At 59.3% G+C, this 10,872-nt stretch carries 8 protein-coding genes; 3 read left to right on the top strand and 5 right to left on the bottom strand.

Features of this window, described 5'->3' with window-relative positions; genetic code table 11:
• Window positions 1-84: 84 nt before the first annotated feature.
• From rfbA to rfbC, 4 genes are read right to left on the bottom strand one after another with little or no spacing between them, the layout of a single operon-like run.
• Window positions 85-987: a glucose-1-phosphate thymidylyltransferase RfbA gene (rfbA, locus tag AABA86_RS31420; RefSeq protein ID WP_212252399.1), complete on the bottom strand. Its 903-nt coding sequence runs from the start codon at window positions 985-987 to the stop codon at window positions 85-87.
• Window positions 896-1,885 carry a dTDP-4-dehydrorhamnose reductase gene (gene rfbD / locus AABA86_RS31415; protein ID WP_212252401.1) on the bottom strand — a complete coding sequence of 330 codons (990 nt, stop codon included), beginning with the start codon at window positions 1,883-1,885 and terminating at the stop codon, window positions 896-898. The genes rfbA and rfbD overlap by 92 nt, the downstream gene beginning before the upstream one ends.
• A gap of 7 nt (window positions 1,886-1,892) precedes the next feature.
• On the bottom strand, window positions 1,893-2,951 hold the full coding sequence (rfbB, locus tag AABA86_RS31410) for a dTDP-glucose 4,6-dehydratase (protein ID WP_212252403.1): 1,059 nt from the start codon (window positions 2,949-2,951) through the stop codon (window positions 1,893-1,895).
• Window positions 2,952-2,961: 10 nt separating this feature from the next.
• A complete protein-coding gene (gene rfbC, locus AABA86_RS31405) occupies window positions 2,962-3,519 on the bottom strand; it encodes a dTDP-4-dehydrorhamnose 3,5-epimerase (protein ID WP_212252405.1) in 558 nt (185 codons plus the stop codon).
• Window positions 3,520-3,818: 299 nt separating this feature from the next.
• Here rfbC and AABA86_RS31400 point away from each other — a divergent pair, with 299 nt between their 5' ends.
• From AABA86_RS31400 to AABA86_RS31390, 3 genes are all read left to right on the top strand, one after another.
• Entirely contained in the window at window positions 3,819-6,149 is a 2,331-nt protein-coding gene (locus AABA86_RS31400; protein WP_338309541.1) for an AAA family ATPase, read from the top strand.
• Between the two features lie 94 nt (window positions 6,150-6,243).
• Window positions 6,244-8,343: a hypothetical protein gene (locus AABA86_RS31395; RefSeq protein ID WP_338309540.1), complete on the top strand. Its 2,100-nt coding sequence runs from the start codon at window positions 6,244-6,246 to the stop codon at window positions 8,341-8,343.
• A gap of 139 nt (window positions 8,344-8,482) precedes the next feature.
• The gene (locus AABA86_RS31390) at window positions 8,483-9,952 is read left to right on the top strand and encodes an exopolysaccharide biosynthesis polyprenyl glycosylphosphotransferase (RefSeq protein ID WP_338309539.1); all 1,470 of its coding nucleotides are present in this window, start codon (window positions 8,483-8,485) and stop codon (window positions 9,950-9,952) included.
• Between the two features lie 55 nt (window positions 9,953-10,007).
• On the opposite strand, the gene AABA86_RS31385 is transcribed toward AABA86_RS31390, so the two are convergent.
• Window positions 10,008-10,376, bottom strand: coding sequence for an H-NS histone family protein (locus AABA86_RS31385; protein WP_338309538.1), 369 nt, complete (start codon window positions 10,374-10,376; stop codon window positions 10,008-10,010).
• Window positions 10,377-10,872: the final 496 nt, after the last annotated feature.

The following is a 10,872-nucleotide window of genomic DNA, read 5'->3' as shown; positions in this document are numbered from 1 at the left end:
AGCCCTCGAGGTTCGCAAGAGAAAGCATTTAATTTAAAAGAGCTGCACCGGTCAATTAATTAAATTAGAAATATGTAATTTAAATCAGCCATCGATTGCAGCGCCGGCGCGCGCCCCGGGCAACCGCAGGATTTCATTGAGATACCTGCCGTATCCGCTCTTCTCCAGCGGCTGAATCAGTCCGAGAAGCTGATCTTCATCGATGAATCCCTGCCGAAAGGCGACCTCCTCGAGACAAGCCACCTTCATGCCCTGTCGCTTTTCAAGCGTCTGCACGAAGGTTCCAGCATCGAGAAGCGACTCGACCGTGCCCGTATCCAACCATGCAAATCCCCGTCCCATGCGCTCGACATGGAGAGCGCCGGCCGCGAGATAGCGCATTTGCAGATCGGTGATCTCGAGCTCCCCCCGGGGCGACGGCTCGACGCGGCGGGCATATCGCACGACCCGGTTGTCGAAGAAATAGAGACCGGTGATGGCCCAGTTCGATGTCGGCTTTCTCGGTTTCTCCTCGATTCGTAGCGGGCGGCCCGTGTCATCGAACGTAACGACGCCGTATCGTTCGGGATCGCGCACGTGATACGCGAACACGGTTGCACCTTCTTCGCGGGCAGCGGCCCTTGCGAGTAGTTCGCGCAAGCCGCCGCCGAAGAAGATATTGTCTCCGAGCACCATTGCGACGCGATCGGTTCCGATGAAATCGGCACCTACGATGAACGCTTCCGCCAGGCCGCCGGGACGAGGCTGTTCCGCATAGCTGAGCCGAATCCCCCACTGGCTTCCGTTTCCGAGCAATCGCTCAAACTGAGACCGATCGGCCGGGGTCGTGATCACAAGGATCTGGCGGATTCCTGCCAGCATCAGCGTCGACAGCGGATAGTAGATCATCGGCTTGTCATAGATGGGCAGCAACTGCTTGCTGACCACACGCGTGATCGGATACAGCCGCGTTCCGCTGCCGCCAGCCAGGACGATTCCCTTCAGCATCGGTGTCTCCTTTTCCGACAAGTTGGTCGAGACAGATTTCGAGAGAGTGGCGCCAGGCCGGCAATCGAATTCCAAACACGCGCTCCGCTTTGGATGAGTCCAGGCGGGAATTTAGGGGCCTGGGCGCAGCGCAGGGATACTGCTCGGTCGTGATCGCCTCCAGCGCCGGCGGCCGCACTCCACGACGGGATAAACCATCGAAGATTGCCTCGGCAAAGCCGTGCCAGCTCGTTGTTCCCTGGCCGGACACATGAAAGATGCCCGCCGCGATGCGGCGATCATCGGTGATCGACCGCTCTGCGATCTTCAGGAGCGCTGCGGCCAGCTCCGCCGCTGACGTCGGGCTTCCGTATTGGTCGCAGACGACCCTTACGATTGGACGCGTCTCGGCCAGCCGCAGCATCGTCCGAACGAAGTTGCTGCCTGTTGCGCTGTAGATCCAAGACGACCTGACGACGGTCGCGAGAGGATGCGTCGCCAAAACCGCCGCCTCTCCGGCCAACTTTGATGCACCATATGTGTTCAACGGCGCCGGCACGTCGGCTTCGTCGTAAGCCTCGCGTTTGGCACCGTCAAAGACATAATCCGTCGACAAATGCACAAATGGAATATTTCTCTGCCATGCGACATCCGCTAACGCAGCCGCACCGTCGCGGTTGATACTGAAGGCTTTACCGACTTCAGACTCCGCGCGATCCACAGCCGTATAAGCCGCTGCATTAATGATCATGCAGGGGGCGATCGCGGCGACCGTCCTGTCGATCCCGTCCCGGACTTCCAGGTCGAGCTCCTCACGTCCGAGGGCTACCGCAGATAGGCCGCGAAGAGCAGCGAGATCACGAAGGCAACTACCCAATTGGCCATCTCGACCAGCAATCAGAATCGGTCCTTCGATCATGGTAACCTCAGTGTCGGGTGGCTGGGAGACCAAGGCGCGCGCCGTCGTAGACCATATTGCGAGCCCGCGCCCACCAGGTGCCGCTGGCCAGATACCATTCCACCGTGTCGGCGAGCCCTTGCTCGAAGCTTCGGGTCGGCTGCCATCCCAGCTCGCTGCGAGCCTTGGACGCATCGATTGCGTAACGTGCGTCGTGTCCCGGACGGTCCGGCACAAACGAGATCAATGACCGCCTGGCTGCCGGCCCTGGACGCAACCGATCAAGCACGTCACAAATCTGGGTGACTACCTCCAGGTTTGAGCGCTCGCTATCGCCGCCGAAATTGTACTTCTCTCCGGCCCTGCCCTGGAATAGCAGCCTGATCAGGCCTGCGGCGTGATCGTCGACATGAAGCCAATCGCGCACATTGCTGCCATCGCCATAGACAGGCAACGGTTTGTGCTCAATCGCGTTGAGAACCGTCAGCGGAATGAGTTTTTCCGGGAATTGGAATGGTCCGTAATTGTTCGAACAGTTAGATACGATTACCGGCAAACCATAGGTCTTATACCAGGCGAGCGCGAGGTGGTCCGAGGCGGCCTTGCTCGCCGAATAGGGTGAACTCGGCCGATAAGGGGTATCTTCCCGGAAGCAGTCGACCGGCCCCAATGAACCGTAGACCTCGTCCGTCGACACGTGAATGAACCTGAACTGTCTTCGCCTCTGGCCTGAGAGCCCGTCGTAATATCGTCTGGCAGATTCCAGCAGAGTATAGGTGCCGACGATGTTGGTGCTAACGAACGCTGCCGACCCTGTAATCGACCGATCGACATGGCTCTCCGCTGCCAAGTGGATGACTGCGCTTGGTTCCCACTTGTAAAACAGACGAGTGACCGCCTCCTGATCGCAGATGTCGTACTGCTCAAATCGATAGCGGCTGGTACCTTCGATGGATGTCAGCGAGGCCAAATTGGCCGCATAGGTCAACTTGTCGACATTGACGACCGAGGCACCGGCCTCCAATACCAACTGTCGACAAACCGCAGACCCGATAAATCCAGCTCCTCCGGTCACCAGGACACACATGCCACGTCCTCTATTCAAACACTGAAGCGAGCCGGTCGAACGGGGGAAGCGCTCGATCCTTCGGTGAAAGCTGGGCCGCCGAGGCCCTCACCGGCCACTCGATGGCCAATTCGGGATCCGCCCAATAGATACCGGCGTCGTGGTCCGGAGAGTAGACCTCGTCGACCTTGTAAAAGACCGTGGTTTGAGGCTGGAGCGTGCAGAACCCGTGAGCGAACCCCTTCGGGACGAGCAACTGCTCGTCGCTCTCGCTATCCAGTTTGACCGCAACGTGCCGGCCGAATGTCGGCGATCGCCGCCGAAGGTCGACCACCACATCAAGGATCGCTCCCCTCAACACGCGAACCAGCTTGGTCTGCGCGAAGGGAGGCTGCTGGAAGTGCAATCCGCGAACCGTCCCGACGCGCTCCGAGCAGGATTGGTTGTCCTGGATGAAATCGTGAGAAATTCCTCTTTCGGCAAAAGCAGAACGACGAAACGTCTCGCAAAAATAGCCGCGCATATCGGAAAAGCGCTTCGATCGGACCAGCTTGACATCCGGGATCGCCAAACTTCGCACTTCCAGCATGACCGCACGCTCCGATAAGCGGCGCTATCGCCCGGACGGTCGGCCTGATCTCCCCAATATCGTCTCAGCCGAGCAGCGCAGCCGACCAAGTCCGCCTCGCTCCGCTCGCGACAAATATGGGGGTTTAATCGGACGCCGATCCCTCATCTAGTTAATTACCTGGCAATTAATGCCTGAGCTAGATTTAATTGGCAATACAAAATTTATCAGATATATTATTTTAAATGCGGCCGCTGGTCCGAATATCGCCTGCGGCCTCGTGCTCACGCACGACTGTCGACAGCCGAGAGAATTGTCCGATGCTTCAGACCAATACGCTCCAGACCGATGGGGCACGTCTGCCCTCCGCCATGCCAATGCAGTCGGATCGCCAAGGCGCCGCGGGCATCGGCGAGCTCATTAAATTGGCGCTCGTCTTTATAAGGCGGCAATACCTCGTCATCATTTTCACCACCGTCCTGGCAGGTGCCGCCAGCCTCATATACCTCCGACTGGTCTCGCCAGCCTATACGGCGCAGGTTCAGCTCCTGTTCGAAAACCCGAGGACACAATTCCTTCAGAAGCAATCGTTTCTCTCAGAACCGATCGTCGATGTCACCCAGATCGAAACGCAGCTGCAGATCATCAAGTCGCAGGCAACCGCTGCCGCCGTGATCAAGCAGTTGAAATTGGGCGATCATCCGGATTTCAAAGAGTCCCGGCCGCTGCAGTCCTGGCTACTGAGCTGGCTTCGACGATGGCGATCGAATCCGTCGGAAGCTGCGCAATCTGCCGCGCCAGAGCAGCTCTCAGAAGCGGCCATTGCGAGCTTCCTGGATCGCCTATCTGCAGGTCGAGTTGGCTATAGTCACGTTATTGAAGTCAACTTCACCTCGAGCGATCCAGCGCTCGCGGCGGAAATCGCGAACGCAATTGCCAAAGCCTACATCAACGATCAGCTCGACGCGAAATTCGAAGCCAGCCGCACTGCAACAAGTTGGCTGCGGGAACGGCTGCGAAACCTCGGTGAGGAGGCGTTGACCGCCGAACGTGCGGTTGAGGCTTACAAATCTCAGAACAACATCGTTTCGCCCGGTGGAAAGCCGATCGACGAGCAGCAGATCACGGAACTCAACACTCGGCTGGCTACCGCCCGCGCGCAGAGTTCGGAGGCTGCGGCCAAGCTGTCCCGCTACGAAACTCTCCTCGGCACCGACCCGGCAAAACCATCGATCAGCAATCTGGATGCCATCGGCTCCGACGCGATGAACAGTCCAATCATTACGTCGCTACGCCAGCAATATCTCGAACTCGCCAGGCGTGAGGCCGAGCTATCGGCACGCGTCGGGCGCGACCATCTGGCGGTCGTCAACGTCCGAAACAGGCTCCGCGAATTTCGGGTCTCCATTCTGGACGAGGTTAAGAGGCTATCCGAGATCAGCCGCAGCGAAGCCGAACTCGCAAAGCAGCGCCAGCAGGAGATTGAAAAACGTCTGTCCGTGGCCATTGCGCAGTCACGCCTCACGAACTCGGCAGAGCTGACGATAAGAGATTTGGAAAGTAGAGCGAAAAGCCTGCGGGCGCTCTACGACACCTTCCTTCAGCAGTACATGGGCTCGACGCAGCAGGAGACCTTCCCGATTTCGGAAACCCGGGTCATCTTCCCTGCGTCCGCCGCTCAGACAAAGAGCAAACCGAAGACGAAGGTCGTGCTGAGTTTCGGTCTTCTGGGTGGCCTCGCGCTGGGACTACTGCTCGGCTTCGTGAGAGACGTAATGGACCGCGTATTCCGTACGTCTTCCCAACTCGAGGCTGCGCTGGAACTGCCGTGCCTGTCTCTCGTACCGATCCTGAGCTTGCCCAAGCAGCAGAGGCCGTCGGCCCGGCTTCAACAGACGCAGGAAGACTCGAGCCAGCGAATTCTTTCGACCGCTCCGGACATTCATCGCGCCGTCGTAGGCATGCCTCTCTCTCGGTACACGGAGGCCATCCGTGCGATTAAGATTGCGATCGATCACAGCCCGGCAAAGACCCCGAACCAGGTGATTGGCGTGACGTCGGCTCTCCCAAATGAGGGCAAGACCACGATTGCTGCTTCCGTGGCGCAACTCATCGGACACAGCGGGAAGAAGGTCATCATAGTGGACTGCGATCTCCGAAATCCGTCGCTCTCGGCCCGTGTCGTCCCGAAGGCAGTAGATGGCATCATTGAGGTCATGAACGGTGATCGCCCACTCGAGGAGGTGGTGTGGCGGGATCCGAGGACAAATCTCACCGTTCTTCCGGCCGTTCAACGCGGGCCCGTACTCCACTCGAGCGAACTTCTGTCCGACGGATCGATATGCAAGCTATTTGATCGCCTGCGACAGAGTTATGACTACGTCATTGTAGATCTTCCGCCGCTGAGTCCGCTTGTCGACGTACGGGTCACGGCCCCTCTGATCGATTGTTACGTTCTCGTCGTCGAGTGGGGACGCACCAAGATCGAGGTCGTGCAGCATGCACTACACACCGCCCCGACGATCTCGGACTCCCTGATCGGCGCAGTCCTGAACAAGACGGACATCAAGGCGATGGCGCGATATGACACCCAGCGAAGCGACTATTACGACGACAGTCACTATGTTCGTTATGGTCTTTCGAACTCTTGAGCGGCCTGCCGCCGTGCACCATCACGATTTGCGCGTTGGACGGTCTGCCGATCGGAGCATCCGGAGGAACGCCAAGCCAGAGAGGTGACGTAGTATGCTCGTCAGGTTCCTGATGCTGGCACTCGTTGTGTCCGTCGCGGCAGCTTTTGCAATGCCCGATATCCCGCAGCAACGAGCTCTATCCTCTGCTCTTCTCGCGACCGCAGTGCTGGCGGCCGCAGTCTTCGCCTCATCCTCCGCAATCGCGGGTCTGGTACGACGGTCGGGACTCGTTCTCGTCCTCATTCTCGCTGTACCGGCGATCTACATGGCCTTCCAACTCGCTCCAGTTCCTATCCACGGGCTCGGCAATCCGATTTGGGAAACCGCATCGGCCGCATTGAATGCTCCCCTCGCCGAACGGCTCACGGTGGACATCCGTGCAACTGTGCAGGCAGTCTTGCACTACAATGCTGCCGTCGCCCTCGCGCTCGTCACGGCCGTCGTCGCGCTGGACAGGCAGCGTGCGTGGCAACTCCTCTCCATTCTGGTCTCTATCGCGACGACCGTCAGCGCGTACCTGCTGTTGCGGCAGGCGATCGGATCGGACGGTTTCTCGCGCGGCGATACTCCTGTCCTCGTCGTGACCGGCGCTGTCCCTGCCGTGCTGGGGCTGGTGCTGTCCGCAGCGATGATGGTTCGTGCGTTCGAGGACCGCCGTCGTGTCAAGCAACGCTCATTTCGAGTGGCAACGACCCTGTGGTTCGCACTCCTCGCAATGCTTCTCTGTCTGTCGGCAACCCTCGCCAGCGGAGACGGGATTGGAACTGCCACGGCGGCATTGCTCGGAGTGGGAATAGTGCTCGCCGCGTTCGCGATCCAGAACTGGTTCTCTGGAGTCTGGGGTATCGCGAGCGTCCTGGCCACGGCTGCAGTGTTGCTTCTGGCGGCCTTCACCCTCATGCCAATGAGGCCGAATGCCGATCTGACAGTCGCCCTGTCCGAGCACCCCTCGGGCGCGACTGAGCGGATGTTGCAGGATGCCGGCCATGCCGGCTCCGGCGCGGGAACCTACGCGGCATTGCTACCAATCCATCGCGATATTGCCGCGCCGTTGTCACGAGAGCGTCCGACGGCTGCCGCGGCCATCGCAATCGAGATGGGCCGCCCCTTTCTGTACAGCGTGTTGATCGTTGCGGTGCTTGGCGCCGGGGCTCTGCTAAGATGCTCCCTGCGGCGAAGGCATGACTACGTCTACGCGGCCATTGGCGCCGGCGCTGCGGCTTCGTTGGTTGTGCTGGCCTTGGTCGAGGACGGCATTCTCGAGTTCGGTGCATCGCTGTTGGCCGCCGCGCTGTTCGGACTTGCGGTCGCCCAGAGCCAGCGTGATATGGGCGCTGCGACCGAGCAACCGCATTCAACGCGGCCCGTCAGTGGACTGGATAGTCCGGGCCGGGCATGCGCGCGAATACGCTCATATGGGATTGGCAATGCATCAATGCGTATCGGATTGGGCTGCATTGCAGTCGCGCTGATTGCGCAAACGGTCTGGCTGCTCACTCAGCCGTCGTATCCTGGCCGTCTTCCGGTCGAAGCGCTCGCCGCCAATGATGCCTCGCGCCAAGCACCTCCGAGGGTGCTACCGCCGAACTCATTGCGCGGTGATGGCGATTTGCGGTCTGGGAGACCCGGTCACGCCCCACAGCCCACGGCCAATGGAGCAGCCGCCTCAAGACCGGAGCTCGGATTCCAAGCTGCCGCGCCGACTGTACTGGCACAGGCACTGCGGTCCTCGCCATTACGAGGAGATCTTTGGCTCATGCTTGCGGCACTGTCGAGGGAACAAAGATCGCTCGAATACGACGTCGCGGCCCTGCTGAAACTCTCGTACTACACAGCTCCAAACGATTTGACCCTGCTTCCGCAACGACTGACTGCCGCTCTCGGCGAGGCCTCGGTCGTCAGCGATCCTGAATTGCGTGAACTGGTGCAGCGCGACGTCAAGATTGCCTTTGCTAGACAGCCCGCTCTTCGACCCGCCCTGATTGCTGCCTACCAATCGGCGTCGGCTGAGGGGAAGGCCCTTGTGGACAATCTGATCTCGGAATCGGACTCAGCAACTCTTCAAGGCACGCGAAAGGAAGTCCCGATTCCCTGGCCTAAGACGGATCTCCTTTTGCCGAACCGGACCTCGGATCGAGGGACAGCGCGGTAGGCTCCAAACCTGTTCCGCTTCTGGGCAGTCCTGCGCCAGATCCGCAAGAGCGGCATTTGGTATCATTTAAATTGAGATATTTCTGCTTGATATATTCAATATTAATAATAAATTAAATGCGAATTCCGAGTGCCCCACCATGAACTTCGTGAACCGGCACCTCCCCGATCGAAACGATACGGCTCGTGTTAGTCTCGAGCCGTCGGTGTCCCCCAGGCATAAATGGCCCCTCCGTTATGACTGGATCGAACATGTTGCACTCTGTGCCGATATCGCGACGATTTTGTTGGCCAGCGCCGTCTCCACATTACTGTATCGGCTCCAAAACGGGCAAGCTGAGGGAGACCCTGGCAACGCATTTGGCTTGGCGCTGGTCAGCGCAGCTTGCGTTGCTTCCGTGCTGAAGGCTCAAGGTCTGTATCGCCCGATTGAGCTTCTCGTCCTCAAAAATCAGGTTCGGGCCGTCTGCGCGACGTGGGCGTCATTGCTGCTCTTGATTTGGGCCGCCGACGGCTTTGCAATTCGTCCGGGCGCATCTCAGCAAGCAAGCCCGCTCTTCGCCATCCTTGGCCTAGGGTTGCTGGTAGCCAAGCGATGGGCTGTCAAGTCGCTGCTGATAAGAGGTCTGAGCGAAAGAAGATTTGCCAGCACGAATATCGTTCTAATCACGGACCAGCCGCTTTCGAAGAACGCCGGCCTGCCGGAAACCTTGGCCATGCATGGGTATTGCGTCAAGGGACGGTTCAGCCTGCCGCCGGTTGGGTTCGGTCCCGCCGGACGCAAGCGGCTGACGTCTCGCGTAATCGAGCACATTCGCGACGCGCGGCTCGATCAGGTGGTGGTCGAAGCCAGCCCGGAGCGATGGCCCGAGCTTCGGGCACTTGTTGCCGAGTTGCGGGTCTTGCCGTTTCCGGTCATATTCGTGCCGGTCGGTACAATAGCCGAATTGCTTCGACATCCCACGCGCAGCCTTGGAAGTGCCGTTTGCGTGGAATTGCAGCGCGGTCCCCTTACCCCGTTCGAGTGCGCGACCAAGCGAATCATTGATATCCTTGGCGCGGGGCTCGCCTTGGCGATCTCCGCACCGCTGCTTGCGCTTGCCGCGATCGCAATCAAGCTGGATTCTGCCGGCCCCGTGTTCTTCCGACAAAAACGCTGTGGTTTTAATGGTCGGACATTCTTGATCCGCAAATTTCGGACCATGCATGTGCTCGAGGACGGCAGCGTGATAGTTCAGGCCACCCCCGTCGACCAACGCATCACCCGCGTGGGCAAATGGCTGCGTCGAACTAGTTTCGATGAACTGCCGCAACTGCTGAATGTGCTCGAGGGCAGCATGTCGCTGGTGGGTCCGCGCCCCCACGCCTTGGCCCACGACGGGCAGTTTGACAAGCTCGTGCGAAACTACGCGTTTCGCCGCAGGGTCAGGCCAGGACTGACCGGATGGGCCCAGATCCACGGCTGCCGCGGCGCAACCCCCACAGCGTCCATGATCGAAGCACGTGTACAGTACGATCTCTGGTACATCGACAATTGGAGTCTTCGGCTGGATCTCGCAATCCTGCTGCAAACTCCGATGGAGGTCTTGCGGGGCCGCAACGCCTACTAGGCTCGATCTCCACTCAGAGCGCCAAGCTGCGCCAGCCTGCTGGCGCAACGACGCTTCACGCCCGCTGCCGAAGCTTCGGAGCCACTGCGCCTATGCGAAACTCCTCGATCCGACGGCCGGATTTCATGGCAGCAACCAGCCACCGCGGCCGCTTGCCACGTCCTGACCAGGTTTCAGAAGTCTGGGGGTTGCGATATTTCGGCAGCACACGCGGATATTTGCGCCTCTGCTTGCCGGTCGGAGAGACGCCCGACCCGCCTGTATCGGCTAACACGGCCATCCCCCCGCCGAGAACCGCCAGGCGTTTCTCCAGTTCCTGCTTCTCCGCCTTAATCCGGTCCGACAAAATGCCGCTAATTTCCTCATGAAGCGACCATAGGTCGTCGAGAGACATCGCTTCTAGTTCGAGCTTCTTGGTCGACATGCTAGCATCCTGTAGTTGCGCCCATTTAATATTGTCCCGGCCGGCTAATCAAGAACCAAGTGGTCAGCTTAAACAGAAATATATGGAACCGAACGGTAAGTTCGCGCTCCACATAACTGCGCCGCCGGTTCTAATCAAGACAAAAAAATGAACTATCCGCTCAATTAATAACGGCCAAAGTAACATCACGCGCCTTACGTGCACCGCGGCCTCGACTCTCCAGTGAATAATGGCGCGTCAAGCCGGCGGGGGGATCAATCTGCCACGCCGCACTTTCGACAAATATGATCGGCACGCGAGGCCGCGTTGCTTCGTTCTTGCCGAGATACGACCATCAACCCGCGGCAACCCGGAGCTCCATGATTGCGATATCCCTCGGCGCGAACCGTCGCAGCTGGATCCGTGGCTTCAAACCTGGATATCGGTCAATCCAGCCGCGGGAGCGGTGAGCCGGCCGATCGCCGCCTGAAGGTGCTCCAGAGGGCAATCGATAACA

Origin of the sequence: Bradyrhizobium sp. TM233 (assembly GCF_036247965.1) — a bacterium.
In the GTDB taxonomy this organism is placed as follows: Bacteria; Pseudomonadota; Alphaproteobacteria; order Rhizobiales; family Xanthobacteraceae; genus Bradyrhizobium; species Bradyrhizobium ottawaense.
The sequence above is the reverse complement of the archived record's forward strand: the minus strand, read 5'-3'. Positions and strand labels throughout refer to the sequence as shown.

Excerpts from the sequence above, each read along its gene's own strand:
- rfbC (WP_212252405.1), bottom strand. The coding sequence starts at position 3,519 with ATGCTGGAAGTGCGAAGTTTGGCGATCCCGGATGTCAAGCTGGTCCGA.
- rfbD (WP_212252401.1), bottom strand. The coding sequence starts at position 1,885 with ATGATCGAAGGACCGATTCTGATTGCTGGTCGAGATGGCCAATTGGGT.
- rfbA (WP_212252399.1), bottom strand. The coding sequence starts at position 987 with ATGCTGAAGGGAATCGTCCTGGCTGGCGGCAGCGGAACGCGGCTGTAT.
- rfbB (WP_212252403.1), bottom strand. The coding sequence starts at position 2,951 with ATGTGTGTCCTGGTGACCGGAGGAGCTGGATTTATCGGGTCTGCGGTT.
- AABA86_RS31395 (WP_338309540.1), top strand. The coding sequence starts at position 6,244 with ATGCTCGTCAGGTTCCTGATGCTGGCACTCGTTGTGTCCGTCGCGGCA.
- AABA86_RS31390 (WP_338309539.1), top strand. The coding sequence starts at position 8,483 with ATGAACTTCGTGAACCGGCACCTCCCCGATCGAAACGATACGGCTCGT.
- AABA86_RS31385 (WP_338309538.1), bottom strand. The coding sequence starts at position 10,376 with ATGTCGACCAAGAAGCTCGAACTAGAAGCGATGTCTCTCGACGACCTA.
- AABA86_RS31400 (WP_338309541.1), top strand. The coding sequence starts at position 3,819 with ATGCTTCAGACCAATACGCTCCAGACCGATGGGGCACGTCTGCCCTCC.